The organism is Marivita sp. (assembly GCF_017643905.1).
Classification (GTDB): Bacteria; Pseudomonadota; Alphaproteobacteria; order Rhodobacterales; family Rhodobacteraceae; genus Marivita.
Genome location: NZ_JAEPMO010000049.1, coordinates 1 through 20,686 on the forward strand (window position 1 = coordinate 1; position 20,686 = coordinate 20,686).

Annotated in this window: 19 protein-coding genes; 8 read left to right on the forward strand and 11 right to left on the reverse strand. The window is 61.0% G+C overall.

The window, feature by feature from the left end:
- Both JJ869_RS09580 and JJ869_RS09585 read right to left on the reverse strand, forming a co-directional pair.
- Positions 1-644: acyl-CoA dehydrogenase family protein (locus JJ869_RS09580; protein ID WP_292266540.1), on the reverse strand; the 644-nt coding region annotated here is incomplete at its 3' end.
- 3 nt (positions 645-647) lie between these two features.
- Positions 648-1,544 (reverse strand): amidohydrolase family protein, encoded by an 897-nt coding sequence (locus JJ869_RS09585; protein ID WP_292266542.1) that lies wholly within the window; start codon positions 1,542-1,544, stop codon positions 648-650.
- Positions 1,545-1,645: 101 nt separating this feature from the next.
- Between JJ869_RS09585 and JJ869_RS09590 the strand changes: the two genes are divergently transcribed.
- The 4 genes from JJ869_RS09590 to JJ869_RS09605 all read left to right on the forward strand — a co-directional run bounded on the left by JJ869_RS09590 (position 1,646) and on the right by JJ869_RS09605 (position 5,563).
- Positions 1,646-2,434, forward strand: coding sequence for a crotonase/enoyl-CoA hydratase family protein (locus tag JJ869_RS09590; RefSeq protein WP_292266545.1), 789 nt, complete (start codon positions 1,646-1,648; stop codon positions 2,432-2,434).
- 173 nt (positions 2,435-2,607) lie between these two features.
- Positions 2,608-3,645: a TRAP transporter substrate-binding protein gene (locus JJ869_RS09595; protein ID WP_292266547.1), complete on the forward strand. Its 1,038-nt coding sequence runs from the start codon at positions 2,608-2,610 to the stop codon at positions 3,643-3,645.
- 64 nt (positions 3,646-3,709) lie between these two features.
- Entirely contained in the window at positions 3,710-4,222 is a 513-nt protein-coding gene (locus tag JJ869_RS09600; protein ID WP_292266549.1) for a TRAP transporter small permease, read from the forward strand.
- 12 nt (positions 4,223-4,234) lie between these two features.
- Positions 4,235-5,563 (forward strand): TRAP transporter large permease, encoded by a 1,329-nt coding sequence (locus tag JJ869_RS09605; protein ID WP_292266552.1) that lies wholly within the window; start codon positions 4,235-4,237, stop codon positions 5,561-5,563.
- Positions 5,564-5,611: 48 nt separating this feature from the next.
- Here JJ869_RS09605 and JJ869_RS09610 read toward each other — a convergent pair whose 3' ends face one another.
- A complete protein-coding gene (locus tag JJ869_RS09610; protein ID WP_292266554.1) occupies positions 5,612-7,918 on the reverse strand; it encodes a TRAP transporter fused permease subunit in 2,307 nt (768 codons plus the stop codon).
- Between the two features lie 74 nt (positions 7,919-7,992).
- Entirely contained in the window at positions 7,993-9,048 is a 1,056-nt protein-coding gene (locus tag JJ869_RS09615) for a TAXI family TRAP transporter solute-binding subunit (RefSeq protein WP_292266556.1), read from the reverse strand.
- A gap of 140 nt (positions 9,049-9,188) precedes the next feature.
- On the opposite strand from JJ869_RS09615, the gene JJ869_RS09620 reads away from it, so the two are divergent.
- Entirely contained in the window at positions 9,189-9,701 is a 513-nt protein-coding gene (locus JJ869_RS09620; protein WP_292266559.1) for a winged helix DNA-binding protein, read from the forward strand.
- Positions 9,698-11,347, forward strand: a complete 1,650-nt coding sequence (locus JJ869_RS09625; RefSeq protein ID WP_292266563.1) for a sulfatase-like hydrolase/transferase — start codon at positions 9,698-9,700, stop codon at positions 11,345-11,347. Before JJ869_RS09620 ends, JJ869_RS09625 begins: the two co-directional genes overlap by 4 nt.
- A gap of 9 nt (positions 11,348-11,356) precedes the next feature.
- Here the strand turns inward: JJ869_RS09625 and JJ869_RS09630 are convergent, their stop codons facing one another.
- The 3 genes from JJ869_RS09630 to JJ869_RS09640 are packed head-to-tail and all read right to left on the reverse strand — an operon-like array spanning position 11,357 to position 14,413.
- Positions 11,357-13,144, reverse strand: coding sequence for a feruloyl-CoA synthase (locus tag JJ869_RS09630; protein ID WP_292266566.1), 1,788 nt, complete (start codon positions 13,142-13,144; stop codon positions 11,357-11,359).
- A gap of 22 nt (positions 13,145-13,166) precedes the next feature.
- Positions 13,167-13,934, reverse strand: a complete 768-nt coding sequence (locus JJ869_RS09635; protein WP_292266570.1) for an SDR family NAD(P)-dependent oxidoreductase — start codon at positions 13,932-13,934, stop codon at positions 13,167-13,169.
- A 2-nt stretch (positions 13,935-13,936) separates the two neighbouring features.
- On the reverse strand, positions 13,937-14,413 hold the full coding sequence (locus JJ869_RS09640; RefSeq protein WP_292266573.1) for a MarR family transcriptional regulator: 477 nt from the start codon (positions 14,411-14,413) through the stop codon (positions 13,937-13,939).
- 78 nt (positions 14,414-14,491) lie between these two features.
- Here JJ869_RS09640 and JJ869_RS09645 point away from each other — a divergent pair, with 78 nt between their 5' ends.
- Entirely contained in the window at positions 14,492-14,956 is a 465-nt protein-coding gene (locus tag JJ869_RS09645) for a DUF3237 domain-containing protein (protein WP_292266576.1), read from the forward strand.
- 12 nt (positions 14,957-14,968) lie between these two features.
- On the opposite strand, the gene JJ869_RS09650 is transcribed toward JJ869_RS09645, so the two are convergent.
- The 4 genes from JJ869_RS09650 to JJ869_RS09665 all read right to left on the reverse strand — a co-directional run bounded on the left by JJ869_RS09650 (position 14,969) and on the right by JJ869_RS09665 (position 19,283).
- Entirely contained in the window at positions 14,969-16,111 is a 1,143-nt protein-coding gene (locus JJ869_RS09650) for an iron-containing alcohol dehydrogenase (protein ID WP_292266579.1), read from the reverse strand.
- A 69-nt stretch (positions 16,112-16,180) separates the two neighbouring features.
- Entirely contained in the window at positions 16,181-17,443 is a 1,263-nt protein-coding gene (gene arsJ, locus JJ869_RS09655) for an organoarsenical effux MFS transporter ArsJ (protein ID WP_292266582.1), read from the reverse strand.
- Complete coding sequence (locus JJ869_RS09660; RefSeq protein WP_292266585.1) at positions 17,440-18,438, reverse strand: ArsJ-associated glyceraldehyde-3-phosphate dehydrogenase; 999 nt, start codon at positions 18,436-18,438, stop codon at positions 17,440-17,442. Before JJ869_RS09660 ends, arsJ begins: the two co-directional genes overlap by 4 nt.
- The gene (locus JJ869_RS09665; RefSeq protein WP_292266587.1) at positions 18,435-19,283 is read right to left on the reverse strand and encodes a helix-turn-helix domain-containing protein; all 849 of its coding nucleotides are present in this window, start codon (positions 19,281-19,283) and stop codon (positions 18,435-18,437) included. Before JJ869_RS09665 ends, JJ869_RS09660 begins: the two co-directional genes overlap by 4 nt.
- Before the next feature lie 139 nt (positions 19,284-19,422).
- Here JJ869_RS09665 and JJ869_RS09670 point away from each other — a divergent pair, with 139 nt between their 5' ends.
- Positions 19,423-20,685 (forward strand): 3-phosphoshikimate 1-carboxyvinyltransferase, encoded by a 1,263-nt coding sequence (locus tag JJ869_RS09670; RefSeq protein WP_292266589.1) that lies wholly within the window; start codon positions 19,423-19,425, stop codon positions 20,683-20,685.
- Position 20,686: the final 1 nt, after the last annotated feature.

A 20,686-nucleotide genomic window follows, 5' to 3' on the forward strand; every position in this document is an offset into this window, starting at 1 on the left:
CCATCCTCGACCGATCCACTGCGGGCAAGCACCAGATGCAGAATACCCCTAGACATGTCCTGATCGCCACCGGAGATGAAAATCTTTTCTCCGTCCAGCCGCCAGCCTTCGCCATCGCGCACGGCTTTGCACCGGATGCCAGACAGGTCCGAGCCGGCCCCGGCTTCGGTCAGGCACATGGTCGACAGCACCTCACCTGAGGCAAGGCGCGGAATCCAGGCTTCTTGCTGGTCTGGCGTTCCGAAATGCAGCAGCGTTTCGATGGCGCCGGGCACAAGTGTGCAGACCATCTGCAGGGCGTGATTGGCCCCGCTGAAGACCTCTGAAACACCCGCCGCGACAAGCGCCGATTGCTCCATGCCGCCAAACCGTTCTGGCGCGCGCAACCCTTGCCAGCCCCCCTCGGCCAATTGGGCATAGGCGTCGCGAAACCCGTCAGGCATGATGACGCGCCCCTCGACAAGCCGGGCACCTTGCGTATCGCCGATGGCATTCAACGGTGCCAGTACACCTTCGGCGAATTGTGCGAAATGTCCCAGGATGTCCGACGCCAGCGCGTCGTCCCAATCCGCAGCGCGCGGCACCCCCGCCACATGTCGCAGGGAAAACAGGATATCATCGGTTGGTGCGGTGAAGTCAGTCATGGATCAGGCGCCCGTGTCAGTCACACCAAGGAGACGCATCGCGTTTTCCTTGAGGATCAGCGGCCGCACCTCGTCCTTGAAGGGCGCGTCGGCAAAATCCTTGAGCCAGCGATCGGGCGTGATCGCAGGCCAGTCCGACCCGAAGAGCATCTTCTTTTTCAGGATCGAGTTGGCATATTTGATGAAGATCTCGGGAAAATACTTTGGCGACCATCCCGACATGTCGAAATAGACATTCGGCTTGTGCTGCGCGACCGCGAGTCCCTCTTCGGTCCACGGGAAGCTGGGATGCGCCAGAACAATCGGCATGTCCGGGAAATCCACCGCGACATCGTCCAGATGCATCGGGTTCGAATACTTGAGCCGCATGCCCATCCCACCGCGCATGCCGGAGCCAACGCCCGTTTGCCCGGTATGGAACAATGTGATGGCACCCTCTTCGGCGCAGGCTTCAAGCACGGTGTAACAGGCCTCGCGGTCATTGGGGAAAAACCCCTGCATGGTCGGGTGGAACTTGAAGCCGCGCACGCCGAACTCGCGCACCAACCGCCGCACCTCTCGGGCACCTACCTTGCCCTTGTGCGGGTCGATGGAGGCAAACGGGATCAGGATGTCGTGATTTTCCGCGCAAAGCTGTGCGACCTCTTCGTTCGAATAGCGTCTGAACCCGGTTTCGCGTTCTGCATCGACCGGAAAGATCACCGCCGCGATATTGCGCTCGCGATAGTAGGTCGCGGTGTCCTGAACTGTCGGCAACATGCCCTCGGCCCCAGCGGGATTCTTGAAATAAGCCGCCATGCCTGCCTGAAATTCGTTGTACCCATCATCACGGCACTGATTGCATGGCTCCTCTGCATGTGTATGAAAATCAATGGCTTGGACCTTTGAGAAATCGACCATGTCTGCCCTCCCGCGGCAAGAAATCAGCGCCTTCAAAAAACGCTATACAGCAAAACCGTTTACATATACAACAAAACTCATCGAAGAACCGGGAGGACCACATGCACGATGGCTCAACACGTCCGGGTGTCGTCACACGCGTTGAAATCGACGGTGATATCGCCACGCTGATCTTTGACCGCCCGGAAAAGCGCAACGCCATGAATGATGCGCTGGTCGACGATCTGGACCATTTCTTTTCTCACCCGCCCGAAGGCGTGAACGCGGTGATCCTGCGTGGCGAAGGCGGGCACTTTTGTTCGGGACTCGATCTGGCCGAGCATGAACATCGCCCCCCGATCGACGGTGTCTATCATTCCCGCAACTGGCATCGCGTGTCCGAATTGATCGAATTCGGCGGCTTGCCGGTGATTTCGGTTCTGACCGGTGCCGTGATCGGCGGCGGACTCGAGATCGCGGCATCGACCCATGTGCGGATCGCCGAACCGACGGCGCGCTTCCAGCTTCCCGAAGGCCGTCGCGGCATCTTCGTGGGCGGTGGCGCAACGGTGCGCGTGGGCCGCATCATCGGGCCGGACCGCATGCGCGAGATGATGCTGACCGGGCGCAACTACGGTGCGGAAGACGCGGTGTCTCTGGGTCTTGCGCATTATTCCGTAGGCGAAGGCGAAGGTCTGCCGCTTGCCCACAAGCTGGCACGCAAAATCGCGGACAACGCGCCGTTCTCGAATTACCTGATGATCAACGCGCTATCGCGGATCGGCGACATGTCCCGGTCGGATGGCCTGTTCACCGAAAGCCTGGCCGCCGCGATGTGTCAAACATCCGATGGCGCAAAAGAAGGCCTGCGTGCCTTTCTGGAGAAGAGGGAGCCAAACTTCAGGAAGTAAAGCGGAGGCCGTTGGTCGAACCAAGGAATGTGCGTGAAGGTCAGCCGGAAATGCACGTTTCTTACCACCACCTGACCAGTGGAGACATTCCGTTCCGCATCGGAAAACATGTAATGGCGCGGAGTGTTCCTCAAGAAACACCATCAAGTTCGAAAAATCTGGGAGGATTTTCCATGAAAAGAAGAAGTTTTGTCAAAACTGCCATGCTTGGCGCCGTTGCCGCGCTCGGCGTGTCCAGCGCCGCTTATGCACAGGAAGTAACCCTGCGCCTGCACCAGTTCCTGCCACCGCCCGCACCGGTTCCGGCACAGATCCTGAAGCCTTGGGCTCAGGGCGTCGAGGAAGCGTCCGGCGGTCGCATCAAGATCGAACATTTCGACGCCATGTCTCTGGGTGGCCGTCCGCCCGAACTGATGGATCAGGCGCGCGATGGCGTGGTCGATCTCTCCATGACCGTTGTCGGCTACACCCCCGGTCGCTTCCCGCGCACCGAAGTGTTCGAGCTGCCGTTCATGATGACCAACCCCGTTGCCACAGCCAAAGCTTATTGGGAGATGGTGGAAACCGATTTCCAGAGCAACGAATACAGCGATGTGAAGGTTCTGGGTGCCTGGGTTCACGGCCCTGGTCTCATCCACTCGACCGATGGCGTAACCAGCCTAGAAGATATGAAGGGCCTGACCCTGCGTGGCCCAACCCGGATCATCAACGACTTGCTGTCCGAACTGGGTGCAGAACCGGTGGGCATGCCGCTGCCGGCAATTCCCGAAGCGCTGTCTAAAGGCGTCGTGAAGGCAACCGTGATCCCGTGGGAGGTGACCACCGCAATCCGTCTGTCGGAACTGGTGAACAACCACACCGAATTCTCGGGCAACGAGTCGCTTTATACAGCGGCAATCGTGCTCGTGATGAACAAGGCCAAGTACGAGGCCCTGCCCGACGATCTGCGCGCGATCATCGACGCAGAGTCGGGTGCCAAGCTGTCGGCCTTTGCCACGCAGGTGATGTGGGACATGGACGCCCCGGCGCGTGAGATCGCGGTCAATGCAGGCAACACCATCGTTCAGTTGGACGAAGCCGAAGTCGCCCGTTGGAAAGAAGCGTCACAGCCGGTGATCGACCGCTGGATTGCCGACATGGATGCCAAGGGTATCGACGGCGCGGCGCTGATCGAACAGGCCAAGTCGCTGATTGCCAAGCACGGCGGCTGATCAATCCGAGCAGTAAACGCGGTGGGCCGTGCGCAATGGCCCACCGTACCTTGGGGAGGGTGGCATGTACCGACGGCTTCAGATCATTGTCGAACTCATTGCACGTCTGCTGGCCATCGGCGGTGGCGTAGTGCTTTTATGCAGCATTGTCCTGACCTGCGTGTCCATCATCGGTCGTGCGCTCGTGCCATTGGACATTGGCCTTGGCCCCATACGCGGCATCTATGACCTGACCGAAATCGGCATGGCGGCTGCGATCTTTGCTTTTCTTCCCTGGGCCCAATTCAACGAAGCTCATGCGCGGGTGGACCTGTTCCAGCCCGTCATGCCCAAGACGATGGACCGCTTTCTGGACCTTCTGTTCAACGTGGCGATGCTGGTGGTCGCCGCGGTTGGAACATGGCGGCTGTATCTGGGCATGCAGGACAAGCTGTCTTTTGGCGAAACCACTCTGATCGCGCAAATCCCGGTGTGGCAGGGCTATGCCGCCAGCCTCGCGGGGGCGGTCGGCTTCATCATCGTCGCGGCGTTCTGCGTGGTGCGGTCCGGTCGTCGGATTGCCGGATTTTCGGACTAGGAGCCGCATGTCATGACCAATATCGAACTGGCCCTCTGGTCGTTCCCGATCCTGCTTGCGCTGGTCTTTCTGCGCGCACCGATCGCCTTGGCGATGATCGGGGTCGGCGTCGGTGGCACCTATCTGGTGATCGGGTCATCCATGATGACGCTGAACCAGCTCAAGACACTGACCTACGGCACGTTTTCCAACTACTCGTTCTCGATCATCCCGCTGTTCCTGCTGATGGGTCAGTTCGCGACCCTGTCCGGCATGTCCGCGGCCCTCTTCCGCGCCGCTGAAAGCTTTCTGGGTCACCGCAAAGGCGGTGTCGCCATGTCCGCCGTCGGGGCCTGTGCAGGCTTTGGCGCCATCTGCGGATCGTCGCTTGCCACCGCTGCCACGATGGGACAGGTCGCCCTGCCCGAGTTGCGCCGCTACGGCTATCCCGGATCGCTGGCCACGGGCGCATTGGCGGCAGGCGGCACCTTGGGCATCCTGATCCCACCCTCAGTGATCCTCGTGATATACGCGATCTTGGCCGAGCAGAATATCGAAAAGCTGTTTGTCGCGGCCCTTATACCCGGCATTCTTGCAGCCATTGGCTACATGATCGCCATCTCGGTCTGGGTCCACTGGTCGCCCAACAGCGCTGCCGTCAAAGACCGCGTGCCGTGGGGCCAGCGGATGAAGGCGCTGGGTCAGGTCTGGCCCGTGATCCTGATCTTCGTTGCCGTCGTCGGTGGCATCTACGCGGGTATCTTCACCCCGACCGAGGCTGCCGCGGTAGGTGCAGCAGGTACTGGGCTGGTCGCACTGGCCTCGGGCCAGATGACATGGGGAAAGCTCAATCAGGCGATCCTGTCGACTGCAGCCTCCTCTGCGATGATCTTCCTCATCATCCTTGGGGCCGGCATCTACAACAACTTCCTGTCGCTCACCCAACTGCCGCAAACCGCGTCGGTCTGGGTTGGGGATCCGGGCTTCTCGCCTTGGTTCGTGCTGACCATCGTGCTGATCATGTACCTCGTCTTTGGCTGCGTCATGGACAGCCTGTCGATGGTCCTGCTGACCGTGCCGATCATCTTCCCGATCATGTCAGCCCTCGACTTCGGGATGAGCGCCAATGACTTCGGCCTCTGGTTCGGAATCCTCGTCCTCATCGTGGTGGAGGTCGGGCTGATCACGCCCCCTGTCGGGATGAATTTGTTCATCATCAACTCGATGGCAAAGGAAACGCCCATCGGCCAGACCTACAAGGGCGCCCTGCCCTTTGTTCTGACCGACATGGTGCGGGTGGTTATCCTTGCGGCGTTCCCCCCGATCACGCTCTGGCTGGTGTGGGTCATTGACGCCATGTGATACGGTCGCGGCATCCATCGCGGTGCCGCGCTCTGACCACCGCTTAACTTACGTGACAGGCTGGACCACCCGCCTCGCTGCGATCAGGTAATGCCAGCACAGAACAAACACCGCGCCCGCGAGACCCACCCACATCAGCGTGTCGGTTTTCCACAAAACCAGAACCGCAAGGAAAAGCCGCGTAGCGACTTCGACACGGGTCATCCTGCAGCTGTCGAACTTGGCCAGGGCGGACGCGATCAGGTAAAGCGCCAGAACCAGCTTTGCGCCCAGCCACAGAAGGTGCGCCGTGTCCACCTGCCCGCTATAGCCCTCGATCAAGACGCGCTGACCGTTTTCATTGGTGATCGTCACGGCCTCTTCGATCAGCAACAGCTCGGGATACCACGCAAAGACAAAGGGGATCACGAACATCACGATCCCCACCCGGACGGCGGCAACGCCTGTCCGCATCGGCTCTGCCCGGGTGATCGACGCTGCGGCAAAGGCGGCTACAGCCACTGGCGGAGTGATGGCCGACGCAACGGCGAAATAGAACACGAACATATGCGCGGTGAAAAAGCTGACACCCAGATTGGCCAGCAGCGGCCCCAGTAGCAGCGCGACATTCACATAAGCCGGAACCGTCGGCATCCCCATGCCAAGGATGATCGCGCAGACCATGGCACAGAACAGTGCCAGCATCAGGTAGACGCCACCGACAATCGGGATCGTCACACCGAACACCGAGAGGCTGTTGGCTGTCTCCAGCCATGATGTCACCGCGCGGGTCAATTCTCCGGTCAGGCCGCTTTCGTTCAGAAAGGCGGAAATGATCGACACAGCAAACAGCAGCAGGAACAGGCGCGAAATCAGGATACCGCCATCCGCCAGCGAAACCAGGATCTTGGATGGCTTCGCCCGCGTTTCTGGATCGAGAAACAGCAACGGGATCAGGACCGCCACAGCCCACCAGCCTGCAGAGACGGCGTCCCCGGTTGAATTGACAATGGTCTGCACCAGTCCCGCAGGCAGGATTTGCCCCATAGCACCGGCCTGCACCAAATCCTTGTTGCCCAGCAGCAGAAACAGAATGGTGAGGATCGGAACGATGATGATGACAAGGTTCAGCCAGTCCTGACGGTCCATGATCAGGTCTTCGGGAATGTCGCGCATCGCTTCGACCTTTTCCCGCCGCGCCTGAAACATCACTGCAAGGAAGATCGAAAAGAAAAAGCACATCGCGGGCAGAAACGCCGCCACGATGACCTTGGTATAGGGCACCGCCGTCAAGGCCACGAGCACGAAAGCGGCCACGCCCATCACCGGTGGCATGATCTGACCCCCGGAGGATGCGGCGGCCTCGACCCCGCCTGCGAAATAGGGATTGAACCCGTTGCGCTGCATCATCGGGATGGTCAGCCGCCCCGTGGACAGCACATTGGTCACCGGACCACCGGTGATGGTGCCGAACATCGCCGAAGACACAATCGCCGCATGGGCTGGCCCGCCGCGCAGCCGTCGGGTCGCCCGCACCGCCAGCTTGATCAGGGACGTCCCGCCCGCCGACGTGCCGAACAGCGCACCAAGGATCACGTATGGAAAGACCTGATTGACCACGATGTCCATGAACCGTCCCATGAACCCGTCCGGGGTGATGAAGACGTTGGTCGCCTTCTGGACAGCGGCCGACAGGGCATCGCCACCATCCGCGCCCAGCTTGGTCAGCAGGAAATTGTTGTCGCTCAGATCGAGCGCCCAAATGATCGCCGTGCCCACCGTATAGAGCACGACGATGGTGGCCACGGCGACGAGCGGAAAGCCCCAGACGCGAATATTGTAAAGGAAAAACAGCGTGATGATGGTGAAGAGAAGCGGCAGAATCCAGACGCCGAAGCGGGCCTGACAGGCGGGCACTTCCGCCTCGAAGGACATGCCGGGGATCACACCCGCTGACCTCTCGGCCGCGTCCTGAATCAGACGGGCACGTTCGCCAGTGATCTGGTCAATCAGACACACGCTGTCGATCTCGACCAGAAAGCCGAAGGCGGCGAGGAATGCGGCAAGGACCAACCCGGCATCCATCAACAGCCCCAACCATGCCCTCTCGGGTCGGGTGTCGCGCCACGCCCGATAGACGCTCGCATCAAGCGCCACGATCAGCATCATCAGGAAAAAGACCGGTGGGTAGAAATACTCGGACGGGAAACCCGAAACGCGAAAGAACGGCCGGCCAGTGACCTCGCGCGCCCAATCCTGCAACCCCGGTATCTCGGGCAGCGTGTTCAGCATGCCCACGGCCACAAGGACCAACGCCAGAATGGTCGCAAGGGTCTGGGCCCGCGAAGCGCGGCCCACTTGGCTGTCAGAGCGCATGGAAAAGGTCCTTGGGTGTCAGCTTTGGCCAGCGGCAACCGCTGGCCAGCACTTTTGAATATGACGGCCTGCGATCAGGGACGCAGGCAATCCGCGATCGTGTGACCTGCGTCTTCGAAGGCACGGATCGCACCGGGGTGCATCTTCATCTGAACAGCACCGCAGGCCCCCTGTCTGACACCGTCAACATCCCCGAACGACATCGCCAGATATGGCCCACGCGGCGAACTGGTGACAAAACGCTCCTCGCCTTCAAGGAACGCCTTTGTCAGTTGGTAGGCCAGCTCTTCGTCCATGTCAGCCGAAACGATCTGCGCAAAGGCGGTCGCAAAGCTGTCGAATGTGTCGTCATCGGTGACAACGGTGATGTCGTTGCCCGCATAGGCTTTCCGGAACTCTTCGACCGGCACGGAATAGGGCGCATGACCCGGTGCCGCGACGATTTGCTGGCCCAACTCGCTGTTGAGCAGGTCAGACGGCACGTCATAGATCGTGATGCCCCCTGCAGCCGCAAGGGCGATCTGGCGGCCCGATGGCAAACCTTCGGGAATGGTCCACGCATCCGCGCCACCGCCCGTGATGGTCGAAACAGCGTCCGGCCATTGGTTCTGAACACCCTCGTAGCCCTCGCCGTCCTTCAGGCCAGACAGCAACTGAATCATGGCCCGCCCCGAGGTCAGAGCCGCGCCGCGGGGCGGACCGTTCCAGATCCGCTTGCCTTCGAGATTGCGAATGTCGTCGATGGGGGCGCTGTTGTAATGTCCGAAGACCTGCGCAGACCCGGCATTGAAGAACAGCGCGCGAATGTTGCCCGCCAGTTCGGCACCTTTCTCTGGTCCGACGCCGCTATAGGGGCCGATGCCACGGGACAGAAGGAACGGCAGAATGAGCGGAGCGGGAGCCATGTCCAACTGCCCTTCTGCCACAGCCTGCACCGAGTTGGTCAGCGTCGCACCTTCGGTGATCTGCAGCGTCGCGACCCCCGCGCTTTCGAGGATCGCGGCGAATGTCGTGTCGATGTAATGCGGGGTCGATCCCGGTGTGGTTGTTTCAGCGGTCAGTGTGGCCTGTGCCGAAACAGCCAAGGGCGCAAGCGCAACCGCCGCACCCAAAAGCGTCGTCCTGAGCATGTCATGTCCTCCCAATGAATCACGCCCTCCTCCCGGGCATGCGCCCCCAGTCTCGAAGGCTTGGGATAAGGCTTGCAGAAAATATATGACTTGTCACGTATATTTTTTTCGGTCTTTATCAGGGAATTGGGAGGACGATCATGTCAGATGTTGCCGAACGCATCAGCGAGGACTGCATTCGCGCCCGCCAATCCCGCGAAGACACAAACCTGTTCTCGCGACTGCCCGCCGTCTATTCCGCGTCCCGTACCCAAGGGCAGCGGTGCCTGCAGCATGGCGGTGGTTTGTCGATTGTCGAATGGCGCACCCTGTGGGACCTGACCGAGGCTGGCCCGATGACGATCCGTGATCTTGCCACGGTCCAGCGGGCTGACCATTCCCTGCTCAGCCGCGCGCTGCCCGAGATGCGCAAAAAGGGCTATGTCGTGATGCACCGCGACAGCCGCGACGGGCGGCAAACCATTGTTGAACTTACGGAAAAAGGCCAAGCTGCCTATCAGACCGCAGCGCCTGTAATGCGACGGCGGCGCGAAGCTCTGCGCGAGGTGTTTAGCGAGGACGAGATTCTGACCTTCGTCGGATTTCTGGACAGGTTGGAGGCCTTCCTGCACACACCCATCGAAGACCTGCTACACAAGGACCGCGTAGAATGACCGACCGTCCCAATGTCCTGTGGATCATGGCAGACCAACTGCGGTTCGATTACCTGAGCTGCTACGGCCACCCGCATCTGCACACCCCGCATATCGACGCCCTCGCCCAGCGCGGCGTGCGGTTCACCAACGCCTATGTGCAATCTCCGGTCTGCGGCCCCTCACGCATGTCGGCCTATACCGGACGCTATGTGCGCAGCCATGGGTCCACCTGGAACGGGATGCCCCTGCGCGTAGGGGAACCAACGCTCGGCGATCATCTGCGCGATATCGGAGCGCGTGCGGTACTCGTGGGCAAGACGCACATGGTCGCGGATGCCGAAGGCATGGCGTGGTTGGGCATTGATCCCAAAAGCGAAATCGGGGTGCGCCGGTCGGAATGTGGCTTTGAACCGTTCGAGCGCGATGACGGTTTGCACCCGGACAGCGCGCGCCAGAACTGGTCGGCTTACGACGATTACCTCGTGGCGCACGGATATTCCTCGGACAACCCTTGGGAGGATTTTGCAAATTCCGGTGTGGACCCTGACGGCGAACTGCTCTCCGCGTGGCTGCTCAAGAACTCGCGACTCGCGGCCAATATCCCCGAAGAACACTCTGAAACGGCCTACATGACCAACCGGGCCATGGACTTCATGCAAGAGGCGCAGGCCGATGGCCGCCCGTGGGTCTGCCACCTCAGCTACATCAAACCGCATTGGCCCTATATCGTGCCCGCCCCCTACCACGACCTGTATGACGAACGGCACATCGTTGACCCGATCCGCGCCGAAGGCGAAAAGCAGACGGATCACCCGCTGATGCGCGCCTATCTCGACGCCCGCGTTTGCCGCAGTTTTGCCCGCGACCATGTGCGTGAACATGTGATCCCGGCCTATATGGGGCTGATCAAGCAGTTGGACGACAATCTGGGTCGTCTGTTCAGGTGGATGGACGACACCGGCCTGAGCCAGAACACCATCATCGCGGTCACGTCGGATCACGGCGATTACATGGGTGACCACTGGATGGGCGACAAGGATTTCTACCACGAGGTGGCAGTCAAGGTGCCGCTCATCCTGCATGATCCGCGCCCCGAAGCAGACGCCACGCGCGGCCTCGTGTCGGATGCGTTGGTCGAGATGATCGACCTTGCGCCGACCTTCCTGTCAGCCCTTGGTGCACCGCCCAAACCCCACATCCTCGAAGGCCGCGACCTGACGCCGATCCTACACGGAACAGACGGGTTTTCACGCCGCTACGTGATCAGCGAACATGATTACCACTGGTCCGAAATGGCAAAGGCGCTGGATGTGCCGCAGGAGGATGCCCACACAACAATGATCTTTGACGGTCGCTGGAAATACATCCGCTGCGAAACCTTCCGGCCCGTACTGTTCGATCTGGAAACCGATCCCCAAGAATTGACGGATCTTGGCGCGTCAGACCTGCCGGAACACCAAGAGGTGCGCCGCCGGATGGAGGCTGCCCTTCTGGACTGGGCCACGCGGCATCACACAAGGATCACCGCAACACCGCAAGTGCTGGCTCGCCAGAAAATCGCGGCGGAATCCGGCATTCTCATCGGGTTCTGGGACGAAACGGAATACGAGGCGGTGACGGGTAAGGCCTTCACCAGCCTTACACCTGTGGGTCGCCCCGACTGACAGGCGCGTCTAAACCGAGATCACACCGGGGCCACCCGAATGCAGCTCGCGCACAGCGTCCGCGAAATTCGTGCGCATCGCCCGCTGGTTCAAAGACCCTTTTTCGGTAATCTCGCCCCGGTCGAAACTCGGTGTCTCGTTGAGCACAAGGATGCGCCGCACCCGGCTGGCCGATCCAGTTGCGGCCTTGACCGCCTGCGTCAGCTTCTCGGTCAAGACTGCCGTCAAACCTGCCTTGTCCATCTTGGCCGCATGCTCTGACAGCAGCACCAATGCGCCCAGTTCGGCTTCGTTTTCGCCAGTGATCACCGCGTCCCGGATCAACCCGTCCATCGCGTCCACCAACGACGCGCGCACCGAGCCTACGGCAACCCATGTGCCGGTGTTCAGCTTGAAATTCTCGGCCACGCGCCCGTCAAAGAAGAAGCCTTTGCTCAGATCGTCAGGATCAGCCGGACGCAGCGCGTCACCCATGCAGTAATACCCTTCCTCGTCAAAAGCCGACCGGGTCTTTTCGGGGTCACCATAATAGCCCGGCGTGATGGTCGGACCTTTCAGGCGCAGCTCCAACTTGCCACCATTCGGCACCAGCTTCATCAGCAGCCCGCGCGAGGGAACGCCCACATTGCCAGACTTCTCCTGAACCTCGGTGCAGGACAGCGCAAAAGGCGCGGTCTCGGTCGCGCCAAGGCTGGTGGACAGCAGGACCTCGCGTCCGGTTGTCTTGCGTCCGATGGCGCGCAACCTGTCCCAGGTATGCTGCGCCATACCTGCCCCGGCATAGAACATCATCTTGAGATCCTTGAAAAAGGTCTGGGCCAGCTCTGCATCCTGCTCAAGCTGGTCAACCAGCATTTCCCAGCCAATGGGAACGTTGAAATACCACGTGCAGGACACGTCCCGCAGATTGCGCAGCGTCTCGTCGAACTTTCCGGGCGCGGGTTTGCCATCGTCGATGTAATAGGTGCCGCCATTGGTCAGCACGAGATACGACACCTTGTTGCCGGCCGCCGTATGGTTCCAAGGCGCCCAATCCAGCACCACGGGAGGCGTCTTGGTCAGGAAGCGATAGCAATCCCGCACCATCGCCTCCATCGCGCAGATCATCCCGTTGGTGTTGATTACCGCCTTGGGCGATCCGGTTGATCCCGAGGTGAACAGGTACTTCACCACATTGTCTTCGTTGACCTCAAGCCGGGCTGTGTCGGCCAAGGCCGCATCGCCGTTCAGCAAGTCCTCGAACAACACCGCGCCCTCAACCGCATCCTGAACCGCCAACACGTGACGGCCTTCGGCGGCGATGGCGTCCAATGCCGGCGCAAAGGCGCTGGCCTTATCGGCAAAGACAGCCCCCGGGTTCAGCACCGCCGCGATATCGCGCAATTTCCCGTGGTCCTTGGACACAACCGAATAGGCCGGGGACACGGGCGCATAGGGAATGCCGACATAGAAACAGGCCGCACCCAAAAGCGCATGTTCAAGGCTGTTCTCGGACAGGATCAACAGGGGCCGATCCGGCCCAAGTCCCAATGCAAGCAAAGCGCCCCCGATGTGGCGGGCCTGCTGACGGGCATCACCATAGGTGATGCGCACCCATGCGCCGTCCGCACCACGCCGCGCGATCCATGTCTGATCCGGCGTCTGGTCGGCCCATTTGTCGAGATAATCCGCCAAGGTCGGCAGATATCCGGTCAGGTCGCCCTTCTGGCGCATCAGGATAGTGCCATCGTTGCGGGTTTCGACCTCGAATTCCGGTTGCCAGAAATCGCTGTCAATCCGGTCTGCTTTGATATTCATGGTCCCCTCCCCTTGGAAACCGTTACCGAGGCGCCATCCGGATCGCGCCATCGAGGCGGATCACTTCGCCATTGAGCATCGGGTTTTGCGTGATGTGCGACACCAGCGCGGCGTATTCCGCTGGATCGCCCAGCCTTGACGGGAACGGCACCTGCGCGCCTAGCGACGCCTGAACCTCGTCCGGCAATTCGTGCAGCAGCGGCGTCAGGAACAGGCCCGGTGCCACGGTGCAGACACGGACACCCTTGTCCGCCAGATCCCGCGCCATCGGCAGGGTCATCGACACGATCCCCCCCTTGGAGGCCGCATAGGCCAATTGCCCCACCTGCCCGTCAAACGCCGCGACCGAGGCGGTGTTCACGATCACACCCCGCGCGCCGTCCGCGTCCATGGGTGCTGCCGCAACCATCTGCGCGGCGACCTGGCTCGCGCAATTGAAACTGCCCATCAGGTTCACGCGAATGGTGCGTTCGAAAAGCGCCGGATCATGCGCCTGCCCGCGCGACACGGTCTTTGCGGCCCCGCCGATCCCCGCGCAATTGACCAGAACCCGCGGCACGCCAAATGCGGCAACCGCAAGGTCGAGACCCGCAGCCACAGAGGTCGGATCGCTGACATCGACATGAGCAAATGTGCCACCAATGGCGGCGGCGTGCTCTGCGGCCAAATCCGCGTTCATGTCGAACAACACGACCTTCAACCCGTCGTCGGCCAAGCGTCGCGCTGTGGCAGCGCCAAGACCGGACGCCCCACCTGTGACGATGGCTCCGCAACCTGCCCAATCCTGCATGTTCATTCCCCGTTCGCCCTGATCTTGGCCAACAAGGCCATCAGCGTCGCTTTTTCGTCGGTGCTCAGGTTCGACAGCAACTGTTCCTCATGCGCCCGCACAGTGGCCCGCGCTTCGGCATAGACTGTCTTGCCCTTCTGCGTCGGCACCAAAGCCTGAACCCGTCGGTCTCCCGGCACGTTGGTCCGCTTGAGCAAACCGCGCCCTTCCAATTCGTCAACGATTGCGACAAGCCCCGACCGTTCGATCCCGAGCATCCGCGCCAGCCCGCTTTGGGTGACGTTCGGGTATTGCACCACCAGAGACAGCGCCGAGAACACACGCGGCGCAAACCCGTCCTCGCCCAGCGCGCGACGGAAATCCGCCTGCACGATCACGTAGGCGCGTTTGAGGTTGTAGCCGATGAACTCTTCAAGATCGGGTGTTTCGCCAAGGGTTTCATCCTCGGCGTGACGGTCAGTCTTGCGCAGCGATGCCATCTGTCATCTCCTGTTGTCCAAGCGATGCGTATCGCATATTGTTAATCTAGTAAACAGTTTAGTTGCGAAAGGGTATTCATGATACTGCCACAGCCCAAACTTGATCACGTCTGCACCTTGCAGGTGACCCTTGACCCGATCCGCGAAATGGGGGCTGGCCGCGCAGGGGCGCGTCGGATCATTCCGATTGTGGGTGGCACCGTCACAGGCCTGCGCCTGTCCGGTCGCATCCTGAATGTGGGGGCGGATTGGCAAACCTTATTCACCGATGGACTGGCCGAGTTGGACACGCGCTACGCAATGGAAACAGACGATGGCGCGACCATCGAGATCCTCAACTATGGCTACCGCCATGGTCCGAAAGAGGTGTTGGAGGCCGTCGCCCGAGGCGAGGCCGTGGACCCGGCATCCTATTACATGCGCACACATGCACGATTGGAAACCGGCGACGAACGCTATGCCTGGGTCAATCGCACGCTCTTTGTCGGCGTGGGCGCACGCAACCAAAGCAGCGTTCAGGTCGAGCTTTACGCCATCGCCTGATCTGACGAAGCCTTATCTGGCGCGTTCCATCAGATCCAAAAGCTGCGCCTCGCTCAATGCCACAGGGTTCGCCTTCATCGAGGATGAGCTGACCGCATCCTTGGCCGCCTTCGCCCGCGCCGCATCGGTGATCCCCTGCGCATCCAGCCCCGGCAACCCGGCTTCGCGCGACCAATCGTGCAGCGTGTCAAACGCGTCGTCTGGCGCACCGCCCAAAGCCTGTGCGATCCAGCCTTGCACCTCGGCGATCCGTGCCGCCAGCACCGGAGTTTCGCCTGCCGCCGCATTGGCCCGTATCCCATGCGGCAGAAGCGCACCGCAAATCGCCCCATGCGCCGCATTGGACAGGCCGCCCAGCGGCCCAGCCAGACCATGCACAACGCCCAAACCCGCATTGGCCAAAACCAGACCACCGCATAGGCTCACCCAAGCCAGCGCATCCCGCGCCTCGGGGTCCTCGGCCACCATGACCCGCCTAATCGCCACCAAGCCCTTGGGGATCGCATCCCGACAGATCGCATCCGTCAGCAGATTGGCTTTGGAGGACAGATAGGGCTCGATCACCTGCGTGACCGCGTCCAACCCTGATGCCAAGGTCACACCGCGCGGGCAGTTGTCCGTCAGCGCCGGATCGACAATGGCCAGTGTCGGCAACATGCGCGGATCTCGCAGGCTCACCTTGCGCTGTGCTTCGGGCACGGCGATCACCGCATTTCTGGTCACCTCGGCCCCGGTCCCAGCGGTTGTCGGCAAGGCTGCAAAAGGCAATGGCGCGGCGTCCAGCGGCAGGCCTTTGCCCACCACTTCCAGATGGTCCAGCATAGGCCGCGTGGCCGGTGCCAGCGCTGCAATCGCCTTACCAGCATCAACAACCGCGCCGCCGCCAATCGCGATCAATGCCGCGACCTGCGCCTCGCGCGCGGCAGCAACGCCGCTTTCGATCAGGGCCACATCCGGTTCTTTCGCGACGGGAAAAACCGTCACCGAAACGCCTTCCGCCTCGAGTGCATCCTTGAGCCATGCCGCCCGCTGGGGCGTCGCGCCCGTCACCAGAAGCACCCGCGCGCCCAGCGCCACCAAGGACGGCACCGCCGTAACCGCCTCCCCCCGTCCGAACCGGATCATTCCTGCTGTGGCAAAGGCAAAGGCGGTCATGGGCACTCCTATGGTCAGAACGTCCCCAAAGAAGTGCCTGTCTTTGCTCCCCGTGTCGAGGGCTCCCGCCTACGCGGTCTGCGCCACAGCTTCGCTGCGCAAGCGCCCCGACGTCAACGCGGCCAAGGCCACCATCACCGACGCTGTGCCCAGCACCAAAGGCAGTCCTCCGACCTGATAGCTGAGACCCGACAGCACCGTGCCCAACAATCGCCCGCCCGCATTGGCCATGTAATAAAAGCCCACATCCATCGTGACCCGTTCACTTTGGGTGAAGGCAAGGATCAGGTAGGAATGCAGCGCTGAATTGATTGCGAAGAGCGCCCCGAACACGAGCAGCCCGACCACCAAGGTCACCGTCAACCACATCTGCGGCTCGGGCGACAGAACGGTCGCCGCTGTCAGCGCAACCGGCACCGTCAGCAGCAGGAACGCCCATTTCCGCGCATCCGCGATCAGCGCGCCCTCACTCCGCTCTTTGGCCTTCAAGAGCTTCGGCGTGTTCGCCTGCACGAAACCGTACAGGATGATCCAAACCGCCATGAACGTCCCGATCAGGAAAAAGGCCGCCCGATTGCCCTCTGTCGTGCCATCCGACAACACGGCATAAAAGTAGATCGGAATGCCCACCACGAACCAAACGTCCCGCGCCCCGAACAGGAACACCCGCGCTGCCGACAACCAGTTCACATTGGTGGATTTCGAAAAGACCTCCGAAAACTTCGCGCCTTTGCGCCCCTTCGGTAGACCCGATGGCATGAAGACGATGATCGCCAGCAGGATCACCGCCAGCACCGCCGCCATCGCATAAACCGCCGCGACAAAGCCCAACGTCGCCAAAAGCCCGGCCCCAAGCAGGAACCCCACGCCTTTCACCGCGTTCTTCGATCCGGTCAGGATGGCCACCCACCGGAACAGCCCACCACCCTCGGTAGGCGCCAGCAGCTTGACTGCGGACTTGGACGACATCTTGGCCAGATCCTTGGCCACACCTGATGCGCCCTGCACACACATCACAAACGCGACCGAGGCGGTGATGGCCCATGTCGGGTCGAGCTGGGCCAGCGCCAGAAGTGCGACCACTTGCAACCCGAGCCCCGCATAAAGCGTCGAGGTCAATCCGAACCGCGCCGCGATCCAGCCGGCGCTCAGGTTGGTGACCATGCCTGCAATCTCGTAGAGCACGAACAAATAGGCCAGCTGGATCGGCGAAAACCCCAGCGTGTGAAAGTGCACCAACACCAGCATCCGCAACGCGCCATCAGTCAGCATGAACGCCCAATAGGCCGCCGTCACGGCGATATAGGCGGAAAGGCCCTCGGGTTTGCTCACAACCGACCACCCACCATCAGCGCCACATCCACCAGCCGGTGTGCATAGCCCATCTCGTTGTCATACCACGCGTAGACCTTCACCTGCGTGCCATTCACGACCATTGTCGACAACGCATCAACGATGCTGGACCGCGTGTCATTGGTGTAATCAGTCGACACAAGCGGCCGCTCTTCATAGCCCAGAATGTCCTTGAGCGGACCTTCGGCCGCCGCCTTGAACAGCGCGTTCACCTCTTCCACCGACGTCGCGCGGTCCATCTCGAACACGCAATCGGTCAGCGACGCATTCAGCAGCGGCACCCGCACGGCATGGCCGTTCAACCGCCCCTTGAGTTCGGGATAGATCAGCGTGATCGCCGTCGCGCTGCCTGTGGTTGTCGGGATCAACGAGTTCAACGCAGACCGAGCGCGGCGCAAGTCTTTGGCAGGCCGGTCCACAATGGTCTGGGTGTTGGTTACATCGTGGATTGTCGTGATTGATCCATGACTTATACCAATGCTCTCATGCAAGACCTTCACAACGGGCGCCAAGCAATTGGTGGTGCAACTGGCTGCCGTCACAATATCATGGATCTCAGCATCATAGACGTCGTCATTTACACCGTAGACGATGTTCGCCGTCGGCCCGTCCTTGACCGGGGCCGACACCACGACTTTCTTCGCTCCCATTTGAAAATAGGGCGCGATCTTCGCCTCTGTTTTGAAAACGCCAGTGCAGTCGATCACCACATCCACACCATCCATCGGCAATTTCGACAGATCCGACGTGCCGACAAACGGAAGGCGCACTCGGTCGATGGTGATGCTGTCCGCCTCATGCGCAAACTCGGCCTGCCAGCGCCCATGCACCGTATCGAACTCGAAGAGATGCGCGTGCATTGCCGGATCGCCAACGGCATCATTGATCCACGAGATTTTGGCCCCCCGCTCCAACAAGGGTTTCAGGGCAAGCTTGCCAATGCGGCCAAGCCCGTTCAGCGCGTAGGTGGTCATGCGGAGGCGTCCTCTTCAGTCATCTGTCCAATGTCATCGACCGCTTTCTGGAGTGAAATCCGGTCAAGTGTGGTCATGGGCAGCGCGGTAAAGGCGCTGATCCGGTTGCGCAGCGCGCCGTAAGCCGCCTGAAATGCAAGGCTGCGCTCAGCGTCCGACCCGGTCGCCTTGACCGGATCGACCATGCCCCAATGTGCACTGATCGGCTGGCCCGACCATGCCGGGCAGTCTTCGTTCGCGGCCTGATCGCAGACCGTGAAGACGAAATCGAATTTTGGCGCACCGTCCGCCATGACTTCCTGCACGTTCTTGGCGCGCAAGCCCGAGATCTCATGGCCCTTCTTGCGCAGCACATCCAGAGCTATCAGGTTCAGTTCCGAATAGGGCTTTGTGCCTGCCGAAAACACCTCGAACCTATCACCGGCGAGGTCCCGCAGGATCGTTTCCGCGAAGATCGATCGCGCGGAATTACCGGTGCAGATGAAGAGAACATTGAACTTTTTCAGAGACATATCGATTGCTCCTTGTCCAAAACCGGCCGCCAGAGGGCTGCACATATCGGGTCTGCCCCGACAACAATCGAGCAGCAGGAAATCCAGCATCCCCTGCACGTTTGTTACATTCACACTGTAACGAAGCGATGTCCCGACCCGCGTCTGGATCAACAATCCGGCGTCCAGCAGGTTCGACAGATAGGACGACAGTGTGGACGGCTTGATGTCCAGCGCGTCTGCGATTTCCCCGGCAGGCACTCGGTCGGGCATCCGCCGCATCAACATGCGAAAGATGGCCAACCGTTGGGGGTGGCCGAGAGTGGACAGTTGTGTTGCGATTCTTATTTCCATATTTCATGAATAATAGAAATATCGGATCAGTCAATGAGTCGTTGGCCTCGCCAACACCACACCGGAGCCGCGACTTTCGCATTGCGACGCGCGGCAAAACCCGTAAACCCGCATCTGACATTCCGACCGGAGATCCTTGATGCCCTTGCCCATCGCCCAGATCACCCCTGTGACCCAGCCGCTGGTGGGCCGCGTGACACTGCCCGGCTCCAAATCCGTGACCAACCGCGCGCTTCTGGTGGCGGCTTTGGCACGCGGCACCAGCCGCTTGACCGGCATCCTGCGCAGCGACGACACGCATTACATGATGACCGCTCTCCGGCAGATGGGTGTAGGCGTCACCGAGATCGACGAGACCACGGTCGAAGTCACAGGCTCTGGCACCCTTCACCCCGCGTCCGATCCGCTCTTCCTTGGCAATGCGGGCACCGCGACCCGTTTCCTGACTGCCGCTGTGGCACTGGTGAACGGCACCACCATCGTCACCGGCGACGAGCACATGAAAAAACGCCCCATCGCGCCCCTGCTCGACACGTTGCAGGCGATGGGCGTTGACGCCACCTCCGAGACCGGTTGCCCGCCCGTCACAGTCAAAGGCACCGGCAGTTTCCAGAGCGGTGAGATCGAAGTCAGCGGCAAGCTCTCCAGCCAGTATATCTCGGCCATTATGATGCTCGCCGCGATGGGCGACGCTGGGACCCGCATCGCCATCGGTGGCGGCAAGATCGGCGCGGTCGGGTATCTGCACATCACCGCCGCCGTCATGCGCGCCTTTGGGGCGACGGTGGAGTTCCCGTCCGAAAACCAGATCATCGTCGCACCCGGCGGTTACAGCGCTGCCGATTACCACGTCGAACCCGACGCAAGTGCCGCGACCTACCTATGGGCTGCAGAGAAGCTGACCAGTGGACGCATCGACATCGGCACCGCCCCCGGTGACATGAACCAGCCCGACGCCAAAGCTTATGACATGATCGCCGCCTTTCCGCATATGCCTGCGGAAATAGACGGTTCACAGATGCAGGACGCCATCCCAACTCTCGCAGTGCTGGCCGCGTTCAACGAAACGCCCGTGCGCTTTACCGGGATCGAGAACCTGCGCGTCAAGGAATGCGACCGCATTGATGCGGTCCACAAGGGGCTGTTGCAGGTGCGCGCAGGTTTGGCTTCGGTTGAAGGTGACGACCTGATCATACATGCCGATCCCGCGCTGGCAGATCATGTCAGCGACGGGCTCATCGACAGCCACGCCGACCACCGCATCGCCATGTGCTTTGCCCTAGCCGCCATGAAGGTCAAAGGTGTGCGGATCGAAGACCCTTACTGTGTGTCCAAGACCTTCCCGACGTATTGGGATGTCCTGCGCGGGCTGGGCGTGTCGATTGACATCACCCAGCCCTGAC

Bases quoted from the DNA above. Each gene is read 5' to 3' on its own strand.
- JJ869_RS09585 (WP_292266542.1), bottom strand. From the start codon at position 1,544: ATGGTCGATTTCTCAAAGGTCCAAGCCATTGATTTTCATACACATGCA.
- JJ869_RS09590 (WP_292266545.1), top strand. From the start codon at position 1,646: ATGCACGATGGCTCAACACGTCCGGGTGTCGTCACACGCGTTGAAATC.
- JJ869_RS09595 (WP_292266547.1), top strand. From the start codon at position 2,608: ATGAAAAGAAGAAGTTTTGTCAAAACTGCCATGCTTGGCGCCGTTGCC.
- JJ869_RS09600 (WP_292266549.1), top strand. From the start codon at position 3,710: ATGTACCGACGGCTTCAGATCATTGTCGAACTCATTGCACGTCTGCTG.
- JJ869_RS09605 (WP_292266552.1), top strand. From the start codon at position 4,235: ATGACCAATATCGAACTGGCCCTCTGGTCGTTCCCGATCCTGCTTGCG.
- JJ869_RS09610 (WP_292266554.1), bottom strand. From the start codon at position 7,918: ATGCGCTCTGACAGCCAAGTGGGCCGCGCTTCGCGGGCCCAGACCCTT.
- JJ869_RS09615 (WP_292266556.1), bottom strand. From the start codon at position 9,048: ATGCTCAGGACGACGCTTTTGGGTGCGGCGGTTGCGCTTGCGCCCTTG.
- JJ869_RS09620 (WP_292266559.1), top strand. From the start codon at position 9,189: ATGTCAGATGTTGCCGAACGCATCAGCGAGGACTGCATTCGCGCCCGC.
- JJ869_RS09625 (WP_292266563.1), top strand. From the start codon at position 9,698: ATGACCGACCGTCCCAATGTCCTGTGGATCATGGCAGACCAACTGCGG.
- JJ869_RS09630 (WP_292266566.1), bottom strand. From the start codon at position 13,144: ATGAATATCAAAGCAGACCGGATTGACAGCGATTTCTGGCAACCGGAA.
- JJ869_RS09635 (WP_292266570.1), bottom strand. From the start codon at position 13,934: ATGCAGGATTGGGCAGGTTGCGGAGCCATCGTCACAGGTGGGGCGTCC.
- JJ869_RS09640 (WP_292266573.1), bottom strand. From the start codon at position 14,413: ATGGCATCGCTGCGCAAGACTGACCGTCACGCCGAGGATGAAACCCTT.
- JJ869_RS09645 (WP_292266576.1), top strand. From the start codon at position 14,492: ATGATACTGCCACAGCCCAAACTTGATCACGTCTGCACCTTGCAGGTG.
- JJ869_RS09650 (WP_292266579.1), bottom strand. From the start codon at position 16,111: ATGACCGCCTTTGCCTTTGCCACAGCAGGAATGATCCGGTTCGGACGG.
- JJ869_RS09660 (WP_292266585.1), bottom strand. From the start codon at position 18,438: ATGACCACCTACGCGCTGAACGGGCTTGGCCGCATTGGCAAGCTTGCC.
- JJ869_RS09665 (WP_292266587.1), bottom strand. From the start codon at position 19,283: ATGGAAATAAGAATCGCAACACAACTGTCCACTCTCGGCCACCCCCAA.
- JJ869_RS09670 (WP_292266589.1), top strand. From the start codon at position 19,423: ATGCCCTTGCCCATCGCCCAGATCACCCCTGTGACCCAGCCGCTGGTG.